Here is a 19,256-nt window from a genome sequence, read left to right as displayed (position 1 = left end):
ACGGTCAGAGCGCCGGCGCCCGTACGTTCGGTACCTTTGCCACGACCTTTGCTTCCGGCTTTGCAGCCAGCGCCTCGAGATGCAGCACCCGCGGCTGAAACGCGTCCACGTAAGCTTCGGAGCGGCCGATATAGATCATCGTGCTCTCGGGCATCGAGGTAAGCACTTTCATCATCGTGGCTTGCCATTCCGGTTCCATGCCTTCCAACACCTCGTCGAAGACCATCCAGCGCGGCCGAACAAGAAGCAGCCGGGCAAAGCCGATAGCGCGCTGCTCATCAGAATCCAGCAGCTTGTCCCAACGCGCCCGTGTGTCGAGCCGGGCAATCAGGTTGTGCAGCCCGGCCTTCTCAAGGGCTGCCTCGACATCCTCGTTGCTGTAGGTCTCTGCAGGCTCGGGGAATGCCAGGGCTTCGCGAAGCGTCCCGCCGGGGATATAGGCGGACTGCGGAACGAAAAGCATGTCGTCGGCGGGCGGCAGGCCGATCTTGCCGCCACCGCACGGCCAAAGTTCGGAGAGCGCGAGAAAGAGGAGCTTGCGATTGACGTTGTGGTCGCCATTGATCATGACCTTCTCACCGGCCTTGATCGTCACGCTGGTCTCACGCACCCGGAAGCCACCGCACTGGTCGATCTGTTCATCAATCTTGGCCGCGATCCTGACGTTATCGAGCGTGAGCGTGCCGGGAGCGCTCCTCTCATAGGCAATCATCTCCTTGAGATCGACGTCATCGCCCATGGTTGTCAGCGCCTGACGAAAATCGGTCACTCGCATCAGCGTAGCCCGCCATTCGGCGATCGGGCCGAAGTTCGAGACATACCAGCGCAAAGCCGTATTCACCTGATTGAACGCACCAACGGACATCATCAGCTGGCCGAAGGTCAGACCGCCGGAAAAATATGCGGGCGCGGCGACGATGATCGGGATGACGACGACGAGCCAGCCATAGCCGGCCGAAACCCAGGTGAGATTGACGTTCGCCATCGCCACCCGTTTGATAACGGTGAGAACTGCGCTGATATCCGAGTTGATCCGACCCCGCTCGTTTTCCTCGCCGCGCGCGGCGGTGATGGCGGGTATATTTTCATTGGCGTGCATGAGCGCAAAGCGCAGCTCCGCCTCTTTGGAGAAGCGATCGGCATTCAACTTCACGAGTTTGCGACCGACGAGCTGGCTGAGCACGGAGGCGGACGCGGCATAAAAGATCGCCGCCCAGACCATATAGCCAGGAATGGAAAAACTATGCGTGCCGAAGTGAAAGACGAAGCCGCTGGAGAGCTCCCACAGCACGCCGATGAAGCTGACCAACAGGATGGTCGATTGCACAAGGCCGATGACCAGGCCTGTCGTGCTTTCCGCAAGATTGCGCGCGTCCTCATGCAGGCGCTGGTCCGGGTTGACGCCGATCAGGCCGCTTGACGCCAGGCGAAGTGCGCGCTTGCGCTGCAGCCACTGATCGACCAAGTCGCGCGTCAGACCCTCACGCATATAAAGCGCCGTCATCTGGTTGAGCCAGGCCTGTATGACGTTCAGCAGCAACAGCATGCCGGCAATCGCTGCAAAGATTTTGAGCTGGTGAAAGAAACCCGGCAGGTCACGTCGCGAAATGCTGTCGTAGAAAGGCGCATTCCACTGATTGAGAATGACCGTGGCATATGCGGTGGCCAGGATGATGGCGATCAGCGCAGTCGACAGGACAAGGACCCGTCCCCGCACCCTGGAATTCCAAAACGCCGAGAACATGACCTTAAGCCGGTAGATCAGGCTGAGGTCGTAGCCTACCCTGTCCTGTCCTTGAATGCTCGGCCTGCCTTTGACGTCATCTGCCATTATGCTTCCCTAGTGGTCTATCCCACCTGAATAACATGGTGAGTCAGCCTGTCCAGCAACAGATTCTAGCACGCATTAATGCGTGAGTTACCGTTAGCCCGGAGGACTGTCTTTTTCAGTGATTGATTCGCGAGCCGACTGGCGCTATTTAAGGCACTCCGTGGTGATTTGGCCGGCCGGCTTGCAGCCACGTTAAAGAAGTTGCTAAAGGGCCGCGTGCGGACCGATAGCGATATTTTCGTTTTTTCATCGAGTGACCGCAATGCCCATCAAGATTCCCGATACTCTGCCCGCCTTTGAAACCCTGGTTCAGGAAGGTGTGCGCGTGATGACCGAGACGGAAGCGATCCGTCAGGACATCCGTCCCCTGCAGATCGGGCTTCTCAATCTCATGCCCAACAAGATCAAGACCGAGCTGCAGATGGCACGCCTTGTCGGCGCCTCGCCGCTGCAGGTCGAGCTGTCGCTCGTGCGGGTCGGAAACCACAAGGCCAAGAACACTGCGGAGGAACATCTTCTTTCCTTCTACCAAACATGGGAGGAAGTGAAGCATCGGAAGTTCGACGGCTTCATTATCACAGGCGCGCCGATTGAAACGCTGCCCTATGAAGACGTTACTTATTGGGGCGAAATGCAGCAGATTTTCGACTGGACGCGAACCAACGTCCATTCGACGATGAACGTATGCTGGGGCGCAATGGCCGCCATCTATCACTTCCATGGCGTCCCAAAGCACGAACTCAAGGAGAAGGCGTTCGGCGTCTACCGTCACAAGAACCTTTCGCCGTCATCGGTTTATCTCAACGGTTTTTCTGACAATTTCGAAGTCCCGGTATCGCGCTGGACCGAAGTGCGTCGCCCGGACATCGAGAAATCGCCAGACCTCGAGATCCTCATGGAATCGAGCGAGATGGGCGTTTGCCTCGTGCACGAGGAAAGGGGCAAGCGGCTCTACATATTCAACCACGTCGAATATGACTCTACCTCGCTTGCCGACGAGTATTTCCGCGATGTGAACGCCGGTGTGCCGATCAAGATGCCGCAGAACTATTTTCCCCACAACGATCCATCGCTCGCTCCGCAGAACCGCTGGCGAAGCCATGCACATCTGCTGTTCGGCAACTGGATCAACGAGATCTACCAGACGACATCCTACGACCTTGCCGACATCGGCGAGGACGGCTGAGCATCTCGCTGACGGCGCTTGTTTTTTGTCTCGTGGCGGTTGCGGTTTGAGGCAAATGGAGGCAGGTTCCGGGCCTCATAAAAGATACATTAGGACGGTCGTGATGGCGGACACATTGAAGCGGGAAGTTTTCGGGCAAACCACGACGGGCGAAGCCGTCTATCGCGTCGAGATCAAGGGCGGCGGCCTGACGGCCAAGGTGATGACGTGGGGCGCCGTGATCCAGGATCTGCGTCTCGAAGGGCATGACGCGCCGCTTACCCTCGGGTTTGACAGCTTCGACAGCTACCCCGTTCACTCCTCCTATTTCGGCGCGACTCCGGGTCGCTGTGCCAATCGTATCGGCAGCGGCAAGTTCACGCTGGACGGCAAGGATCATCAGCTGGACCTGAACGAGAATGGCATTACGCATCTTCATGGCGGTACCGACAATATCGCCAAGCGCAACTGGACGATCGTCGAGCACGACGTCGATCGCGTCGTTTTGAAGATTGTCGACGCTGACGGCCGCGGCGGATATCCCGGCAACAGCACGATCCTGGCTACCTACCGGGTGCACGGCGAGGGTGAGTTATCGGTCACCTACGAGACGACGACTGACCAGCCGACGCTCGCGAACGTCTGCCAGCATGCCTATTTCAATCTCGACGGCCGCGAAGACACTCTCGGTCACGACATCATGATCGCCGCAGACGGCTATCTGGTGACCGATGAAAGACAGATTCCGACCGGAGAAGTGCGTCCGGTGGAAGGCACGGTCTTCGACTTCCGTGAGATGTCCTCGATGAAACGCTTCGATGGCGACCAGCAGGCGCTTTACGATCACAATTTCTGCCTCTCGAACGAACGCACCGCCAAGCGTTCCGTGGCGCTTGCCCGCAGCCTGCACTCCGGCGTTTCGATGGAAGTGCGAACGACGGAGCCGGGTGTGCAGTTCTACGCTGCCTTCAAACTCAGCGTACCGGTGCCGGGGATCGGCGGCCGCACGTACGGTCCCTTCGCCGGCTTCTGCCTCGAAACGCAGATCTGGCCAGACGCGATCAACCACGAAGGCTTCCCGAGCGCGGTTGTTCGCCCAGGAGAAGTGCTGCGACAGGAAACCGATTACATTTTCTCGAAGAACTGACCGCAGCCTCCGGCGACGTATGCGGTCGCCGCGCTCGACGACATCCATAACCGCTCATCGGACCCTCGCAGGCAGCTGCGGGGGTTTTTGTCTTAATCTATTTTTGGCTTGCAATTGGTTCCAAATAGGTTCTATTTACACGCCATGGATAGAACCAGTCTGATAGCAGAGATCGATAGCCGCGGCCTGCGCGATGGAACCCGCACCGGGCCGCTCTACAGGCGTCTTGCGCAGGCTCTCACCGGATTGGTGCAGGAGGGGCTCCTGAAACCGGGCGCGGCTCTGCCCAGCGAACGCGATCTGGCCGAAGCCTTGCAGGTCGGGCGCGTTACCGTGCGTACCGCTTATCGCGACCTCCTGAACACCGGCACCCTCGAATCGCGCCACGGCAGCGGCACTTTCGTGTCCAGCAAGGTGGAGCGCATGGAGCAGTCGCTGTGGCGACTTTCCTCCTTCTCCGCCGACATGCGTTCTCGCGGCCGCGTACCCGCTGCAAAAATCATGGCCCGCACCATCAACACGCCCTCGCCCGAAGAGGCTTTCCTGCTCGGTCTCGGCATCGACGAGCGGGTCCTTCGCCTTGACCGCCTGCGCCTCGCCGACGGCCTGCCGCTTGCAATCGACCGCTCGGTGGTCCCAATCAAATTCCTCGGTGAAAACGGTGGCGGTGAGGACTCGCTCTATGAAGCGCTCGCTGCAAGCGGTCACCGGCCCGTGCGCGCCCTGCAGAGGCTGACGGCCGTTACCCTCGATCCGTCATCGGCCGCCGCCCTCGATGTCAAACCGGGAGCGCCTGCGCTTCTGATCGAGCGCATTTCGCGGCTGGATGACCAGCGCGTCGTTGAATACACCCGCTCGCACTATCGCGGCGATGCATATGATTTCGTAGCAGAATTGAGAATTGGAGACGACCTATGAGTGAAACACAGTCGCTGATGTTGCAAGAGGCCGGCCAGTCGCCGGATGTCGTGGCAACGCTCCTGCAGAAAGAAAAGCCGGTTTTCGATGAGATCGCCAAGCTCTTTTCCTCAAACGCCCCGAGCGTGGTCACGACAGCTGCGCGCGGCTCTTCCGATCATGCTGCAACCTTCTTCAAATATCTGTTCGAGATCACCTGCGGTGTGCCGGTTGCCTCGGTCGGCCCCTCGATCGCCTCCGTCTATGGTGCGCCACTGCATCTGAAGAACGGCGTCCACTTCACCGTGTCCCAGTCAGGCGCGAGTCCCGACATCGTCGCGCTGCAGGAAGCGGCAAAACGCGGTGGCGCAACGACCATCGCCGTCGTCAACGTTACAGACAGTCCGCTGGCCAAGCAGGCAGACATCGTGCTCGGCCTCAATGCGGGTGCCGAAAAGAGCGTCGCCGCGACAAAGTCCTTCATCGCCTCCGTTGCGGCCCTCTCCGGCGTGACGGCGGCAATCGGCGGCAAGCGTGATCTGCATTCGGCGCTGGACAAGCTTCCCGAGGCGCTGCTGGCAACGGCAGGAATAGACACGGCAGCAGCCGAGGATGTCCTCTTCAACGCCACGTCGCTCTACACAGGCGGTCGCGGTCCCGCTTTCGCAATTGCTCTCGAGGCTGCGCTCAAGGCCAAGGAAACCGCTGGCCTGCACGCGGAAGCCTTCTCGCTGGCAGAATTGATGCATGGCCCGATGCGGCTCGTGCAGCCCGGTTTCCCGATCGTTGCCTTTACACCGGACGACGCGGCCTATGGCAATAACGCACAGGCACTCGAACGCCTGCAGAAGCTCGGCGCGACCACCGTTCCCTTCTCGTCGCAGCCGCTGGCCGGGATCAATCTGCGTGTGCCGACCACCGGCAACGGCCTTCTGGATCCGCTCGTTTCGCTGCTTGTGTACTACCGCCTGATCGAATCGGTGACGCGTCGCAAGGGTTTCGATCCCGACAAGCCGGCAAACCTCCTCAAGGTCACGGAGACGGTCTGATGCTCCGCAAGATCATCGCCGGTGCACGCATCTTTGATGGCGAGCGCTTCCACGACGACAGGGCGCTCGTCATCTCCGATGGGCGCATCGACACAATTGCCGCCGCCAATGACCTTCCGGATGGTGAGATAATCCGGCTGGACGGCGGCGTGCTTTCGGCCGGCTTCATCGACGCCCAGGTAAACGGCGGCGGCGGTCGGATGCTCAACGATGAGCCGTCCGCAAGCTCGATGTACATGATCGCGGATGGTCACCGGCCATACGGCACCACCGCGCTGTTGCCGACGCTGATCACAGACACGGCAGATTCAACCCTGATGGCCCTCGAAGCCGCCAAGGAGGCTGTGGAAGCAAACCGCGGTGTGGCCGGTCTGCATCTCGAGGGTCCTCATCTTGCTCCGGCACGCAAAGGCGCGCATCTCGCCGAGCTGATGCGCCCGGTCGAGGATAAGGACGTCCGAACCCTTATCGCGGCCAAACAAGCGATCGGCACGCTCATGGTAACGATGGCCGCAGAACAGGTCACATCGAAGCAGGTACACGAGCTGAGTGAAGCAGGCATCGTCGTCAGCATCGGCCATTCCGATTGCTCCAGCGAAGCAGCAGAGAACCGCTTCGACGCAGGCGCGCGCGGTGTGACCCATCTGTTCAACGCCATGAGCCAAATGGGACATCGCGCTCCAGGATTGGTCGGCGCCGCAATCGATCACCCTGCGGTCTGGTGCGGCATCATTGCCGACGGTCATCATGTGAATCCGAAAGCCCTCCGAACTGCACTGCGTGCAAAACGCGGCGAAGGAAAGCTCTTTTTCGTCACCGATGCCATGTCGCTCGTCGGCTCGGAGCGCGACGAGTTTGTGTTGAACGGCCGTACCGTTCGGCGCGAGAAGGGTGGTTTCTGCTCAAAGCTGGTGCTTTCGGACGGTACGCTCGCCGGCTCGGATGTCGATATGGCGTCGACCATCCGCTATGGGGTCACCTATCTGGACCTGACGCTTGCCGAGGCCCTGCGCATGGCCACGCTCTACCCCGCGCGTTTCCTTCGTCTGGAAGACCGTGGCCGCCTGACGCCTGGTGCGCGCGCCGATCTCGTCCATATAACGGACGACATCCAAGTCACGCGAACCTGGATCAGCGGCAAGGCAGCTTAGTCGCATTGTCAATGCTGCGCTGACAGTCGGTCGCCAAAGGACAATCTATCGAACCATGGGTCTCAGGCGCATATTTCTCTCGTGAACAGCGTCGGCGCAATCAGTCGCCGGCGTGCTCGAAAGGAATAGGCTCATGACTCACATCCTCTTGAACTCGGCGCTGGCCATCCTCGTCTCGACCGCTTTTATTCTGACGGCGGCTGCCGCATGGCGCAGCGAAGCCCGGGCGATGCAGAAGATTCCGGTAAAGGCCAGGGACCGTCAACGACCAAACGGTTGAGCGACCGAACAATTCCTCAAATCGGCCCCAATATCGACACTACCCTGCAGCACGAATGCTCTCACCGGAATCGGGAGTTATCAGCATGACCAGAATCATCGGCGCGGCGGCATTCCTGACGATCGCGCTCGCAGCCTATGCCGCCTCGCTCAATCCATATGAAGCCCGCAACACAGCATACGGCTATTCGCAGCAAAGCGACAACCGCGACAGTGATCACACGGCCTCGATCCGCTAAACGAAAAGCTGTCCGCCGTTGGCGCTCAACGTTGACCCGGTGATGAAGCCGGCATCGTCCGAGACGAGAAAAACGACGCAGCGTGCGACTTCCTCAGGCTCTCCGAGCCGCCCCACCGGAATCTGCGGAATAATCCGCTCGTTCAGTACCTTCTCCGGAACAGCAAGCACCATCTCCGTACCGATGTAGCCAGGGCAGATCGCGTTGACGGTAATGTTCTTGGCCGCCCCTTCCTGGGCCAGCGCCTTGGTAAATCCAAGGTCGCCCGCCTTTGCAGCGGAATAATTCGCCTGCCCCATTTGGCCCTTCTGACCGTTGATCGAAGAGATGTTGACGATACGCCCGAAGCTGCGTTCACGCATGCCGCCCCATACTTGGTGCGTCATGTTGAAGAGGCCCGTCAGATTGGTGTTGACGACCTCGTGCCACTGCTGCGGCGTCATCTTGTGGAACATCGCGTCCCGGGTGATGCCAGCATTGTTGACGAGCACTTCCACGGGACCGAGTTCCGCCTCCACCTTGGCAATGCCTTCGCCGCAACCCATGTAGTCGGACACGTCCCACTTGAACACCGGAATGCCTGTCACGTCGTGGAAGGCCTTCGCCTTCTCATCGTTGCCGGCATAATTGGCGGCAACCCTATAGCCGGCATTCTTCAGCGCCATCGAAATTGCGGCGCCGATCCCTCGCGTACCGCCGGTGACAACAGCTATTCTGCTCATGTTCCGCTCCCCCTGTTTAAGGCTCCACTATGCTGTGGAGCTCGATCAAGACATGAAATGCAGGCTATTCAAAGCGTTTCAAAGCACATCGCGACGCCCATGCCGCCGCCGATGCAGAGCGTTGCCAGTCCCTTCTTGGCGCCGCGGCGCTTCATCTCGAACAGCAGCGTATTGAGAACCCGGGCACCGGATGCGCCGATCGGATGCCCGATCGCAATGGCACCGCCATTGACGTTGACGATCGCGGTATCCCATCCGAGATCCTTGTTGACGGCGCAGGCCTGGGCTGCAAACGCCTCGTTCGCCTCGATCAGATCGAGATCGCCGACCGACCAGCCAGCCTTCTCCAGCGCCTTGCGCGAGGCCGGGATGGGCCCGGTTCCCATGACCTGCGGATCGACGCCGGCGGTGGCCCACGAGACGATGCGGGCAAGCGGTTGAATGCCGCGCCTGGACGCTTCCGCCTCCGTCATCAGAACGGCCGCAGCAGCACCGTCGTTCAGGCCCGACGCATTGGCTGCCGTAACGGTACCGTCCTTGTCGAACGCCGGTCGGAGCTTCCCCATCGCCTCCATCGTCGCGCCATGACGGATGTATTCGTCGGCGTCCACCGTCACATCGCCCTTCCGGGTCTGGATGAGGTACGGAATGATCTCGTCCTTGAACCGCCCGGCCTTCTGCGCGGCTTCGGCCTTGTTCTGCGAGGACACGGCAAACTGGTCCTGATCGTCTCGCGAGAGCTGCCACTGACGGGCGATGTTCTCGGCGGTCACGCCCATGTGATAGCCATAAAAGGCGTCGGTAAGACCGTCCTTGATCATGGTATCGATCATCTTCATGTCGCCCATCTTGACGCCGCCGCGCAGATGCGCCGCATGCGGCGCCATCGACATGGATTCCTGGCCGCCTGCCACGATGATCTTTGCGTCCCCAAGGGCGATCTGCTGCATGCCGAGCGCCACCGCGCGAAGACCGGAACCGCAGAGCTGGTTGACGCCCCAGGCCGTCGCCTCCTTCGGAACGCCGGCCTTTATTGCGGCCTGACGCGCGGGATTCTGTCCTTCGCCCGCTGGCAGAACCTGGCCGAGAATAACCTCATCCACCTCCCCGGCGTCGACGCCCGCTCTTTCGAGTACTCCCTTGACGACAGCCGCTCCCAACTCATGGGCCGGAACAGTTGCAAAAGCACCGTTGAACGAACCAACGGCGGTACGGCCGGCACTGGCAATGACGATGGACGGACTGGTCATGACGGTCTCCTCGTTAACTCCACCACATATAGGTTGAAACTGACAAAGCTTCATCTCCAAGTCAAACGGCAAGAGTCTATCTGCATATTTTCGCAGCAACTTACATTCGGGCAAAATATGCCTGCCGCAAAAGGGGTTGCCGCATCGCACAAAGAGATTGTCACCGGGCTTCTTTTGCGTCTACATTCTCAAGTGGAGGAAATTTCATGACAATCAGACGGGTTTTGGGAGACTGATATGGCGAAGAACGAGGGTCAGATCGTAATCAAGAAATACGCCAATCGCCGCCTCTACAACACAGGCACCAGCACGTATGTGACGTTGGAAGACCTGGCGGAGATGGTCAAGAAGGGGGAGGATTTTACGGTCCAGGACGCCAAGAGCGGCGATGACATCACTCACTCTGTACTAACACAGATTATTTTCGAGCAGGAATCGAAGACGGGCAACACGCTCCTGCCGATTTCATTCCTTCGCCAGCTGATTACCTACTACGGCGACCAGATGCAGATGGTCGTTCCGAGCTTCCTTGAGCATTCGATGCGCGCCTTCACGGAGCAGCAATCGCAGATGCGGGAGCAGGTAACGCGCGCCTTCGGCGAAACGCCGCTGACGAAGAACCTGCAGTTGCCGTTGCAGATGGTGGAAGAGCAGGTGCGTCGCAACACCGAAATGTTCCAGCAGGCCATGCAAATGTTTTCGCCGTTCATGACGCCGCCCGCTAAGGAAAGCCGCAAAGCGGAAGCGAAGGACATCGACGAGCTGAAGGAACAGCTCCGCGCACTTCAGAGCAAGCTCGACAGCCTCTGACCGCTGGTGCTTCGTACGCGTCTCTTCAAGTTCACTGGCTTGAAGAGACGGCCCTCACAGCCCGATCGAAACATCCCGCCCCGCGCTGCTGATCGACACGGCAAAGCCGCCGACGACGTCGATCAACGCGATTGTCAGCAGAATGAAGAAGACCTGCGTCGCAGCATCCTGGACGAGAAGAAACTCGACCAGAAATGCGATGAAGACCAACATCGACAGCATGTGGTTGGCAAGGCTGCCGCGAGAGTTGAGGGTCGCCCTCAGGATCTCGAAGAATAGCACGACCAGCGCAACGACGATAAAAAGATCGCCGAGCGACATGCTCCAAATCGCACCCGAGATCATCGAGAGAACAAACAGATCGTTGTGCAGTGACGGCAAACCACCGCCACCCATCAAGCCTAACATTGCCAGATTGTAGAGAATAAAAGGAACGATCATCAGCGGAACAGCATTGAGCATATGGCAGATTCTCCCTCGACAGAAGAATAGTGCCGCAAACCGCCATGTCACTTCAAGACATCAATGAGTATGTTTTACTTAAAAAGCAAAAGGCCGGCGCATGGCCGACCCCGCATATCCTGCTGAAACAGAACGCATAGAAGTATTATGCGCTTTCCTTCGGCGTCAGAACCTGACGGCCACGGTACATACCGGTCTTCAGATCGATATGGTGCGGACGACGCAGTTCGCCGGAGTTCTTGTCTTCAACGTAGGTCGGAGCCTTCAGTGCGTCTGCAGAGCGGCGCATACCGCGCTTGGACGGGCTCGTTTTTCTCTTCGGTACAGCCATTTCTCTTACTCCACTTCACAGGCGAACACATCCAACGGCCAGACTGGCGGCCGAAACGACGTATCGCGATTTCGGAAATTTTGCGCGCTTATACATGCCTTGGAGGGGCTTGACCAGTCCCCAGCTTTATTTTTTGAGAATCTGACGATTCCGCGATCACACCTCGTCTTCCTCGACGACCCAGGGTTCGGCGCGCGCCGCCGCTTCCCAGGCCTTCCAGGCAGGATGCGCCTTTACCGCAGTCATATAGCTCAATGTGTCCCCCGCTGTCACCAGATCATAGACGTCGAGCCGGCTGACGACAGGCGCAAACATTGCGTCGGCCCCGGAGAAGGCACCGAAGAGGAATGGCCCTCCCGAATGTGCCCGCAGATCCCGCCATATCGTTTCGATGCGAGCAACATCGGCCATCACACCGTCCGCCAGCGTGATCTTTCCCTTCGCCCGCCGGACGTTCATCGGGCAGGCGCTGCGCAGAGCCCTGAAGCTGGACAGCATCTCCATCGAAACCGCCCGCGCCACGGCACGTTTCTCGCGCTCCTTGGGCCAAATCCCCGCTTCCGGGAAGAGCTCGGCAACATACTCGATGATCGCCAACGACTGCCAGACGCGAAGATCGCCGTGCTGAAGCACCGGAACCTGCCCGGTCGGCGAAAACGCCTTGAGCCGCGGGTTGCCGGCAGCAAAGTCAAAGGGCACGACGACTTCCTCGAACGGAATACCTGCCGCCATCATGGCGATCCATGGCCGGAAGGACCAGGAGGAATAGTTCTTGTTGCCGATATAGAGCGTCAGGCGATCCAACGGGCTCTCTCCTATTACATGGCTCCATCGATACGAAGCCGCTCTTCGAAATGGTTCATATACTGTGAGTGCAGGTGCGGTCCTGCGCAACCTGTCCAGCGCGGGCATCGAGCGTCGCCTGCTTCATATCAATCGTAAATGCACCTGATGTATTCGCCGGAGCCGCGGGCCCGTCGTTCGATGACGGCGGCCAGCCTACGCAGCCCCCTGCCCGGCTTGCCGGCGTTGCGATCGATGGGATTGGGCAGCGACACCGCCAGGAGAGCCGCCTGACGGCTGGTAAGCTTCGACGCCGGCACCTTGAAGTGATAGCGCGCTGCGGCCTCGATTCCGTAGATCCCGGGGCCCCACTCAGCAATATTGAGATAGATCTCCATCAGGCGACGCTTCGACCAGACGAAGTCAGCCGTGACGGCCAGCGGCAGCTCCATGGCCTTGCGCACGAAGGAGCGGCTGTTCCACAAAAACAGGTTCTTCGCAGTCTGCATGGGAATCGTACTGCCGCCGCGCGTCGACTTGCCTCCGAGCGTGTCGGTGACCAGCATCCGCATCTCGCCCCAATCGACGCCGCCGTGAAAGCAATACTGCCCATCCTCGGACATCATCACCGACTGCACCAGGACCGGCGAAATCTTGTCGATCGACACCCACTGGCGATCATAGCCACGCAGCAGCACCAGATCACGCAGCATCAGTGTGGAGACCGGGTGAATGAAGGGCAACAGGTAGAGGAAGATCAAGACGTAGGGAAGAACGAGAAGAGCGGCGATCGCAAGAACAATGCGCGTCATAATCGAGCGACCCTTCAGCCAAAGCAGCACCTGCCTATAAGGCGGCACGGCCATGCTGTCCTCTCTATCCGGCGCTATGTCCAATTCCCCGACCCAGTCACGTTCCCTCATTCTCCATACCGTTTGCAAACTGCCATTGCCAGAGACAAAGGAAATCTTGCCCGCTCCATCGACAATTCCGTTGCAAGCCGAAGGCCGCCCATGCCAAACAACGCGCCATGAACGCAAATTTCAAAGCATTCGAAACGAGATTGGCTGCCAACGCGCGCGACATCGAGACCCTGTTGGATGCGCTGCTGTCGTCAGACGTTCTCGATGACGAAATCGCCCGTCCTGAGCGCCTGCGTTCCGCCATGCACTATGCGGTCCTGAACGGCGGCAAGCGCCTGCGGCCGTTTCTGGTCGTCGAGGCGGCAGCATTGCTCGGCGGCAACCGTCAATGTGCGCTGAGAGTAGGCGCTGCTCTCGAATGCGTGCACTGCTATTCGCTGGTCCACGACGACTTGCCGTCCATGGACGACGACGATCTGCGCCGCGGCAAGCCGACGGCGCATATCGCCTTCGATGAAGCCACGGCCATCCTGGCAGGCGATAGCCTCCTCACCTACGCCTTCGACATCATTGCCTCGGCGCAGACAGCTTTGCCTGACGCAAGCAAGCTTGCGCTCATCCTGGCGCTGGCGCGCGCGGCCGGCATTGGCGGCATGGCGGGTGGTCAGGCCCTCGATCTGGCGGCAGAGAAGCAATCCCCGGACGAGCACGGCATCGTCACGCTGCAGGCGATGAAGACAGGTGCACTTATCCGCTTCGCTTGCGAGGCGGGCGCGATTGTCGCCGGCTCGACGGCAGAGGACCGCGCGAGACTGCGCAGCTTTGGAGAAAGGATTGGCCTCGCCTTCCAGCTGGCCGACGACATTCTGGATCTGACCGCCGATACATCCACGATGGGCAAGGCAACCGGCAAGGACGCCGGCCGCGGCAAGGGAACACTGGTCAGCCTGCATGGCCTGGCATGGGCGGAGGCTATGCTTGAGGAACACGTAGGCGAGGCCGAAGCGATGCTGTCGCCTTATGCCGAGCGGGGCGCAATTCTGGCCGAAACGGCCCGCTTCATAGCCAAACGAAAGAACTGAAAAGCGTCACGGAGACAATATTCCAGGCTAGGCGAGGGGCGATGTCTATTGTCGGCGGCCGGGAAACGGGCCTAGAAACGGACAAGAACGCGGGCATTCAACCAACCTGCCCTCCGCCCACCACGAGACCCGAGATGCACGAGACCCTGAGCTACCTGCCGCAGATCCTGCCCGCCTACGTCGCCTACCTGATTGCGGTCATCAGCCCCGGACCGGCAATCATGGCGATTGTATCCACCTCTATGACACATGGCCGGAAGGCCGGCATGACGATCTCGCTGGGCATATTCGCAGGCTCTTTCACCTGGGCATGCGCCGCCGCTTTCGGCCTGGCCACCATCCTTCAGACCTACGCGATCGCGCTGGAGATCCTGAAGATCTTCGGTGGCCTCTATCTGCTCTACCTCGCCTACAAGGCATTCAGGGCCGTCCGTTCAAACGACGATCTGCCGCGAACGGTCATGCAGAAGCGCTTATCGACGCGGGCATTGCTGATGCGGGGCTACGGCATTCACGTCACCAATCCGAAAGCCATCTTCGCGTGGCTCGCGATCATTGCGCTCGGCATGCCGCAGGGTGCACCGGCTTCCGTCGCGGGCCTGATTATCGGCGTGTGCATGGCGACGGGCTTTACCGTCTTCATGGGCTATGCGCTGCTCTTTTCGACACCGCATGCCTTGAAGATCTACCGCGGCCTGCGGCGTTGGATAGAGGGCACAATGGCCGCTTTCTACTGCTTCGCGGGACTGAAGCTGCTGACCAGCCGCATCTGAACGGCAGGCTGCGACTACTCCGCGGCCGTTTTCTGCCCGAAACGCTTTTCGATGTAATCGGCCACCAGCGCCTCGAAATCCGAGGCAATGTTTGGGCCGCGCAATGTCAAGGCCTTGCTGCCGTCAATGAACACCGGGGCGGCCGGCGTTTCGCCGGTGCCCGGCAGCGAGATACCGATGTCGGCATGCTTGCTCTCGCCCGGTCCGTTGACGATGCAGCCCATGACCGCAACATTCAGCGCCTCGACGCCCGGATATTTCTCACGCCAGACCGGCATGTTCTTGCGCAGATCGTTCTGAATGTTCTGCGCCAGCTCCTGGAAGACCGTCGAGGTGGTGCGGCCGCAGCCGGGACAAGCGGCGACCACGGGCACGAACTGACGAAAGCCCATGACCTGCAGCAATTCCTGCGCGACCTGCACTTCGCGTGTCCGGTCGCCATTCGGCTCAGGCGTCAGCGAAACGCGGATTGTGTCTCCGATACCGTGCTGCAACACGTACCCCATGGCGGCGGACGAAGCGACAATGCCCTTCGTTCCCATCCCGGCCTCGGTCAGGCCGAGATGTAGCGCATGGTCCGAGCGCTCGGACAGCATCGAATAGACGGCAATCAGGTCCTGCACCTGGCTGACCTTGGCAGAGAGAATGATGCGGTTGCGCGGCAAGCCGATCTCTTCGGCCAGATTTGCCGAAATCAGCGCCGACTGCACGATTGCCTCACGCGTCACCTGGCGCGCCGACAGCGGGGAGCCCGCGTCCGCGTTCTTGTCCATCAGGGCTGTCAGAAGATCTTGATCGAGCGACCCCCAGTTGACACCGATGCGGACCGGCTTGTCGTAGCGGATCGCCATCTCGATGATTTCGGCGAACTGCTTGTCCTTCTTGTCCTTGAACCCGACGTTGCCGGGATTGATCCGGTACTTCGCCAACGCTTCGGCGCAAGCCGGATGATCGGCAAGCAGCTTGTGACCGATATAGTGGAAATCGCCGACCAGCGGCACGTCCATGCCCAAGCGCAACAGCCGCTCGCGTATCTTCGGCACGGCCGCGGCGCTTTCGTCGCGATCGACAGTGATACGAACCAGCTCCGACCCCGCCTTGAACAGCGCGGCAACCTGGGCGACGGTCGAATCGATGTCGGCGGTATCGGTATTGGTCATCGATTGCACGACGACAGGCGCACCGCCGCCCACGATAACACCGCCGACATCGACGGCGACCGATGCCCGGCGCACTTTCGGATCAAAATCTGCAGCAGAAGACATATAGAGTTCTTAAACCCCTAAAATTCGTCTCTTTCAGGTGGCTCATGCCCGCTTTGTTGTCAACCGCCCGGCGCATCACTTTTGCTTCGGGGCGGTCTCAGTGACCGCCGCCGGAAATGCCGTCGGCGTAGCGTGCCAGGTTCGAAAACAAGAGGACGACGACGAGCAGGACGGGAAGTGCCATGAAGATGACACTGAAGCCCACATGCTCCGCGGCGAAACCGATGGCGGAAGGCGCAACCAGCATGCCGGAGTACCCCATCGTCGTTACCACCGACAGACCGATGCCGTTCCTCAGGCCGGGAATATTGCCGGCAGCCGAGAAGGCAATCGGAACCATGTTCGAAATCCCGACGCCGCATAGCGCAAAGCCGATGATCGCGATTTCCGCACTCGGCGCAAGCGCCGCGAACAGCATCCCGGCAATAGCGAAGAGGGTGCAGATTCTCAGCGTTTTGACACCGCCGAACCGGTCGCGGACAAGATCGCCGGCAAATCGCATGATAGCCATGGTCAGCGAGAAGGCAGCAAAACCGAAGCCGGAAAGAGCGACCGACGCGCCGAGTTCCTGGCGCAGATAGAGCGCACCCCAATCCAGCACCGCGCCTTCTGGGACCATGGAAAACAGCGCCATGAGACCGAGGAGCCAGGGCAAAGGCACCATCGGCAACCGTGTCTTTTCCTTTTTCTCATCCGGATGTGGCGGATCGGCATGGATCATGGTCCAGGCGATGCCAAGGACGATCGTGGCAAGGAGCGTTGCAAGTCCCGCATGCCAGAGTACGCCGAGCTTGGCGATCAGGAGACCGCCCAGGGCCGCGCCGATCAGGCCGCCAAGGCTCCAGAAGGCATGGCAGGACGACATGATCGCCCGCCGCATGGATTTCTCCACCGCCACCGCGTTCGCGTTCATGGCAACGTCCATCGCGCCCATGAACCCGCCGAACAGGAAGATCGAGATTGCTCCCGTGACGACATTTGGCGAAACCGTCAGTGCGAGGAGAAACGGCAAGAGACAGACGGCAGTGACTTGAACGACAAGCCGTGAACCGTGGCGGGCAATCTGCCCGCCGGCAATCGGCATAAGCGTGAGCGAGCCGACGCCGAAGACGAGGATCATCAGTCCGAGCTGGAACTTGCTGAGCTCCAGCCTTTCGGCGAACTCCGGGATTTTCGGGGCCCAGCTGCCGACGACGAACCCGTTTATGAGAAACAGCAGCGATACTGCCGCCCTGCTTTTCGTCACGACGCCGCTTCTGGCGACCGGAGCTGTATTCACTTGATGGTCCATGTTTCTTCTCGATATGCCTGCGCGGCGGGTATCCTGCCCGACAGCTGATTGAACTAGAATTATAGCGCCTCGCCGGCCACAACCGTCCTGCATCCATGATCCCGGTAGCGCGCCAGCATGTCCGGATCGGCGTCGTGCTCGACCACCAGGCAGTCGCAATGCGCCACAGACAGGACGCAGTGCGGTGCCGCGGTAGCAAACTTCTCCGAGGTGACGGCAACGAGGACCGTCTTGCTCCTCGACGCCGCGAAGCGTTTGAACTCCGCGTCCTCGAAGCCGATCGCCGTGACCCCGGCCGCAAGGTCGATACCGCATGCGCCGAGGAGACAAAGATCGGGCGACAGCGATTCCATGTCGCGCATGGCCTTTGCACCGAGCGCACCGCCAACCTGTCGGTCGACGAGACCGCCGATCAGAATGACGTTGACCAGAGGCTTGTCGATCAGCGCCGCAGCGATCGCCGGCGCATTCGTGACCGCCGTCAACGCCATGTCGTCAGGCAGTGCCGCGGCGATGGCGAGATTTGTACTTCCGGCGTCGAAAAAGACTGTCGTTCCGGGCGAAATCTGCGATACGGCGGCGACCGCCAATGCCTGTTTGCGATCCCGCGCCACGCCCATGCGCTGGTTCAGGCTCGTGCCAGCCAGCGAAACCGGCAGCGCGCCTCCGTAGACGCGCTCGCAAAGCCCTGCTGCAGCCATCTCGCGCAGGTCCCGGCGAACGGTGTCTTCGGACACGCCGAATTCCAGAGCAAGCTCTCCAGCCAGAACCCGGCCATGCGTATTCAACTTGCCCAAGATGGCGCTTTGCCGCTCCTGTAGAAGAAGTTCGCTCATGTTCATGTCGGCTTCACCTGCGCCCGAGCTAAAATCGATATGAACATGCATAAATCGATACAAACGTGCACGCAAGTCAAAGCCGCACACGTTTTTTCACCGCATGAAACAAGCAGCGCCGAATTCGTGAAAAATGAGAAAAATATTCGCACCTGCCGTTTCTATTTGCAGTTTTCTACGCATCTTCGCATATGTTTTTCTGCGATTTTTCCTGCATCGACCACATCTGGTGAATTGGATAGAAAAATGAACCTCCTGAAGACCATCGCCACAGCTGCACTGATCCAGGCTGCCGCGTTCATGCCCGCCCTTGCCGGCGAAAATCTTGCCGCGATCAAATCGGCCGGCGTCTTCAAGGTCGGTACCGAGGGAACCTATGCGCCCTTCACCTATCACGACGAAAGCGGCAAGCTCGTTGGTTTCGACGTCGAGATCGGTGAAGCCGTGGCAGCTAAGCTCGGCGTCAAGGCCGAGTTCGTCGAAGGCAAGTGGGACGGGCTTATCGCCGGCCTCGACGCCAAGCGCTACGACACCGTCATCAACCAGGTGGGCATAACCGAGGCACGCAAGCAGAAGTACGATTTCTCCGAGCCCTACATCGCGTCGAAGGCCGTTCTGATCGTTCGCGAAGGCGACGACAGCATCAAATCCTTCGCCGACCTCAACGGTAAGAAGTCCGCACAATCGTTGACCAGCAACTTCGGCAAGCTCGCCGAGCAGGCCGGCGCCGAGCTGGTGGGCACCGACGGATTCGATCAGTCGATCCAGCTCGTGCTGACCAAGCGCGCCGACGCGACGATCAACGACAGCCTCTCCTTCCTCGACTTCAAGAAGCACAAGCCGGAAGCCCCGGTGAAGATCGTCGCTCAGCAGGAAAATGCCGACTACTCAGGCATCATCATCCGCAAGAGCGAGCCTGAACTGCTGGAAGCGATCAACAAGGCGCTCGCCGACATCAAGGCGGACGGCACCTACAAGAAGATCGCCGACAAGTATTTCGGCCAGGACGTCTCCAAGTAATCAGCCTTCG

The 19,256-nt window shown here is 59.9% G+C and carries 21 protein-coding genes and 1 riboswitch; of the genes, 11 read left to right on the top strand and 10 right to left on the bottom strand.

Going from position 1 to position 19,256, the window contains the following annotated elements; translation table 11 throughout:
- Positions 1–4: 4 nt before the first annotated feature.
- Entirely contained in the window at positions 5–1,831 is a 1,827-nt protein-coding gene (locus ASC97_RS21380; protein ID WP_057470347.1) for an ABC transporter ATP-binding protein/permease, read from the bottom strand.
- A gap of 150 nt (positions 1,832–1,981) precedes the next feature.
- Positions 1,982–2,059, top strand: a riboswitch (SAM riboswitch).
- A gap of 34 nt (positions 2,060–2,093) precedes the next feature.
- Between ASC97_RS21380 and metA the strand changes: the two genes are divergently transcribed.
- The 7 genes from metA to ASC97_RS34735 all read left to right on the top strand — a co-directional run bounded on the left by metA (position 2,094) and on the right by ASC97_RS34735 (position 7,758).
- Positions 2,094–3,017: a homoserine O-acetyltransferase MetA gene (metA, locus tag ASC97_RS21375; protein ID WP_057470346.1), complete on the top strand. Its 924-nt coding sequence runs from the start codon at positions 2,094–2,096 to the stop codon at positions 3,015–3,017.
- A gap of 103 nt (positions 3,018–3,120) precedes the next feature.
- Positions 3,121–4,143, top strand: a complete 1,023-nt coding sequence (locus ASC97_RS21370; protein WP_057470345.1) for an aldose epimerase family protein — start codon at positions 3,121–3,123, stop codon at positions 4,141–4,143.
- Positions 4,144–4,287: 144 nt separating this feature from the next.
- The gene (locus ASC97_RS21365) at positions 4,288–5,061 is read left to right on the top strand and encodes a GntR family transcriptional regulator (RefSeq protein ID WP_057470344.1); all 774 of its coding nucleotides are present in this window, start codon (positions 4,288–4,290) and stop codon (positions 5,059–5,061) included.
- Positions 5,058–6,089: an SIS domain-containing protein gene (locus ASC97_RS21360; RefSeq protein WP_057470343.1), complete on the top strand. Its 1,032-nt coding sequence runs from the start codon at positions 5,058–5,060 to the stop codon at positions 6,087–6,089. The genes ASC97_RS21365 and ASC97_RS21360 overlap by 4 nt, the downstream gene beginning before the upstream one ends.
- Positions 6,089–7,240, top strand: coding sequence for an N-acetylglucosamine-6-phosphate deacetylase (gene nagA, locus ASC97_RS21355; RefSeq protein WP_057470342.1), 1,152 nt, complete (start codon positions 6,089–6,091; stop codon positions 7,238–7,240). The genes ASC97_RS21360 and nagA overlap by 1 nt, the downstream gene beginning before the upstream one ends.
- A 133-nt stretch (positions 7,241–7,373) precedes the next feature.
- Positions 7,374–7,520: a hypothetical protein gene (locus ASC97_RS34740; RefSeq protein ID WP_200959517.1), complete on the top strand. Its 147-nt coding sequence runs from the start codon at positions 7,374–7,376 to the stop codon at positions 7,518–7,520.
- Positions 7,521–7,605: 85 nt separating this feature from the next.
- Positions 7,606–7,758 carry a hypothetical protein gene (locus tag ASC97_RS34735; protein ID WP_200959516.1) on the top strand — a complete coding sequence of 51 codons (153 nt, stop codon included), beginning with the start codon at positions 7,606–7,608 and terminating at the stop codon, positions 7,756–7,758.
- Here the strand turns inward: ASC97_RS34735 and ASC97_RS21350 are convergent.
- Positions 7,755–8,480: a beta-ketoacyl-ACP reductase gene (locus tag ASC97_RS21350; protein ID WP_057470341.1), complete on the bottom strand. Its 726-nt coding sequence runs from the start codon at positions 8,478–8,480 to the stop codon at positions 7,755–7,757. The genes ASC97_RS34735 and ASC97_RS21350 overlap by 4 nt on opposite strands.
- 68 nt (positions 8,481–8,548) lie before the next feature.
- On the bottom strand, positions 8,549–9,730 hold the full coding sequence (locus ASC97_RS21345) for an acetyl-CoA C-acetyltransferase (RefSeq protein ID WP_057470340.1): 1,182 nt from the start codon (positions 9,728–9,730) through the stop codon (positions 8,549–8,551).
- Positions 9,731–9,967: 237 nt separating this feature from the next.
- Between ASC97_RS21345 and phaR the strand changes: the two genes are divergently transcribed.
- Complete coding sequence (gene phaR / locus ASC97_RS21340) at positions 9,968–10,540, top strand: polyhydroxyalkanoate synthesis repressor PhaR (protein WP_057470339.1); 573 nt, start codon at positions 9,968–9,970, stop codon at positions 10,538–10,540.
- 54 nt (positions 10,541–10,594) lie between these two features.
- Here phaR and ASC97_RS21335 read toward each other — a convergent pair whose 3' ends face one another.
- From ASC97_RS21335 to mtgA, 4 genes are all read right to left on the bottom strand, one after another.
- Complete coding sequence (locus tag ASC97_RS21335) at positions 10,595–11,002, bottom strand: hypothetical protein (protein WP_057470338.1); 408 nt, start codon at positions 11,000–11,002, stop codon at positions 10,595–10,597.
- Between the two features lie 145 nt (positions 11,003–11,147).
- Positions 11,148–11,333, bottom strand: coding sequence for a 50S ribosomal protein L32 (gene rpmF / locus ASC97_RS21330; protein ID WP_003543812.1), 186 nt, complete (start codon positions 11,331–11,333; stop codon positions 11,148–11,150).
- A gap of 156 nt (positions 11,334–11,489) precedes the next feature.
- On the bottom strand, positions 11,490–12,137 hold the full coding sequence (locus ASC97_RS21325; RefSeq protein ID WP_057470337.1) for a glutathione S-transferase family protein: 648 nt from the start codon (positions 12,135–12,137) through the stop codon (positions 11,490–11,492).
- A gap of 128 nt (positions 12,138–12,265) precedes the next feature.
- Positions 12,266–13,012, bottom strand: a complete 747-nt coding sequence (mtgA, locus tag ASC97_RS21320) for a monofunctional biosynthetic peptidoglycan transglycosylase (protein WP_200959521.1) — start codon at positions 13,010–13,012, stop codon at positions 12,266–12,268.
- Positions 13,013–13,146: 134 nt separating this feature from the next.
- Here mtgA and ASC97_RS21315 point away from each other — a divergent pair, with 134 nt between their 5' ends.
- Both ASC97_RS21315 and ASC97_RS21310 read left to right on the top strand, forming a co-directional pair.
- Positions 13,147–14,061, top strand: a complete 915-nt coding sequence (locus ASC97_RS21315; protein WP_057470335.1) for a polyprenyl synthetase family protein — start codon at positions 13,147–13,149, stop codon at positions 14,059–14,061.
- Between the two features lie 134 nt (positions 14,062–14,195).
- A complete protein-coding gene (locus ASC97_RS21310) occupies positions 14,196–14,834 on the top strand; it encodes a LysE family translocator (protein ID WP_057470334.1) in 639 nt (212 codons plus the stop codon).
- A 14-nt stretch (positions 14,835–14,848) separates the two neighbouring features.
- Here ASC97_RS21310 and ispG read toward each other — a convergent pair whose 3' ends face one another.
- From ispG to ASC97_RS21295, 3 genes are all read right to left on the bottom strand, one after another.
- A complete protein-coding gene (gene ispG, locus ASC97_RS21305; RefSeq protein ID WP_057470333.1) occupies positions 14,849–16,099 on the bottom strand; it encodes a flavodoxin-dependent (E)-4-hydroxy-3-methylbut-2-enyl-diphosphate synthase in 1,251 nt (416 codons plus the stop codon).
- Between the two features lie 97 nt (positions 16,100–16,196).
- Positions 16,197–17,390, bottom strand: coding sequence for an MFS transporter (locus ASC97_RS21300; RefSeq protein WP_057470332.1), 1,194 nt, complete (start codon positions 17,388–17,390; stop codon positions 16,197–16,199).
- Positions 17,391–17,449: 59 nt separating this feature from the next.
- Positions 17,450–18,226, bottom strand: coding sequence for a DeoR/GlpR family DNA-binding transcription regulator (locus tag ASC97_RS21295; protein WP_057470487.1), 777 nt, complete (start codon positions 18,224–18,226; stop codon positions 17,450–17,452).
- A 246-nt stretch (positions 18,227–18,472) separates the two neighbouring features.
- Here ASC97_RS21295 and ASC97_RS21290 point away from each other — a divergent pair, with 246 nt between their 5' ends.
- Positions 18,473–19,246: an amino acid ABC transporter substrate-binding protein gene (locus ASC97_RS21290; protein WP_057470331.1), complete on the top strand. Its 774-nt coding sequence runs from the start codon at positions 18,473–18,475 to the stop codon at positions 19,244–19,246.
- Positions 19,247–19,256 lie beyond the last annotated feature (10 nt).

The sequence above is a fragment of the Rhizobium sp. Root1203 genome (genome assembly GCF_001424945.1).
In the GTDB taxonomy this organism is placed as follows: Bacteria; Pseudomonadota; Alphaproteobacteria; order Rhizobiales; family Rhizobiaceae; genus Rhizobium.
Note: the sequence above shows the minus strand (reverse complement) of the source record. Positions and strands in the feature narration are given on the sequence as shown.

What these genes read in the sequence shown, in the direction of transcription:
- ASC97_RS21380 (WP_057470347.1), bottom strand. Translation starts at nt 1,831, where the DNA reads ATGGCAGATGACGTCAAAGGCAGGCCGAGCATTCAAGGACAGGACAGG.
- metA (WP_057470346.1), top strand. Translation starts at nt 2,094, where the DNA reads ATGCCCATCAAGATTCCCGATACTCTGCCCGCCTTTGAAACCCTGGTT.
- ASC97_RS21370 (WP_057470345.1), top strand. Translation starts at nt 3,121, where the DNA reads ATGGCGGACACATTGAAGCGGGAAGTTTTCGGGCAAACCACGACGGGC.
- ASC97_RS21365 (WP_057470344.1), top strand. Translation starts at nt 4,288, where the DNA reads ATGGATAGAACCAGTCTGATAGCAGAGATCGATAGCCGCGGCCTGCGC.
- ASC97_RS21360 (WP_057470343.1), top strand. Translation starts at nt 5,058, where the DNA reads ATGAGTGAAACACAGTCGCTGATGTTGCAAGAGGCCGGCCAGTCGCCG.
- nagA (WP_057470342.1), top strand. Translation starts at nt 6,089, where the DNA reads ATGCTCCGCAAGATCATCGCCGGTGCACGCATCTTTGATGGCGAGCGC.
- ASC97_RS34740 (WP_200959517.1), top strand. Translation starts at nt 7,374, where the DNA reads ATGACTCACATCCTCTTGAACTCGGCGCTGGCCATCCTCGTCTCGACC.
- ASC97_RS34735 (WP_200959516.1), top strand. Translation starts at nt 7,606, where the DNA reads ATGACCAGAATCATCGGCGCGGCGGCATTCCTGACGATCGCGCTCGCA.
- ASC97_RS21350 (WP_057470341.1), bottom strand. Translation starts at nt 8,480, where the DNA reads ATGAGCAGAATAGCTGTTGTCACCGGCGGTACGCGAGGGATCGGCGCC.
- ASC97_RS21345 (WP_057470340.1), bottom strand. Translation starts at nt 9,730, where the DNA reads ATGACCAGTCCGTCCATCGTCATTGCCAGTGCCGGCCGTACCGCCGTT.
- phaR (WP_057470339.1), top strand. Translation starts at nt 9,968, where the DNA reads ATGGCGAAGAACGAGGGTCAGATCGTAATCAAGAAATACGCCAATCGC.
- ASC97_RS21335 (WP_057470338.1), bottom strand. Translation starts at nt 11,002, where the DNA reads ATGCTCAATGCTGTTCCGCTGATGATCGTTCCTTTTATTCTCTACAAT.
- rpmF (WP_003543812.1), bottom strand. Translation starts at nt 11,333, where the DNA reads ATGGCTGTACCGAAGAGAAAAACGAGCCCGTCCAAGCGCGGTATGCGC.
- ASC97_RS21315 (WP_057470335.1), top strand. Translation starts at nt 13,147, where the DNA reads ATGAACGCAAATTTCAAAGCATTCGAAACGAGATTGGCTGCCAACGCG.
- ASC97_RS21310 (WP_057470334.1), top strand. Translation starts at nt 14,196, where the DNA reads ATGCACGAGACCCTGAGCTACCTGCCGCAGATCCTGCCCGCCTACGTC.
- ispG (WP_057470333.1), bottom strand. Translation starts at nt 16,099, where the DNA reads ATGTCTTCTGCTGCAGATTTTGATCCGAAAGTGCGCCGGGCATCGGTC.
- ASC97_RS21300 (WP_057470332.1), bottom strand. Translation starts at nt 17,390, where the DNA reads ATGGACCATCAAGTGAATACAGCTCCGGTCGCCAGAAGCGGCGTCGTG.
- ASC97_RS21295 (WP_057470487.1), bottom strand. Translation starts at nt 18,226, where the DNA reads ATGAGCGAACTTCTTCTACAGGAGCGGCAAAGCGCCATCTTGGGCAAG.
- ASC97_RS21290 (WP_057470331.1), top strand. Translation starts at nt 18,473, where the DNA reads ATGAACCTCCTGAAGACCATCGCCACAGCTGCACTGATCCAGGCTGCC.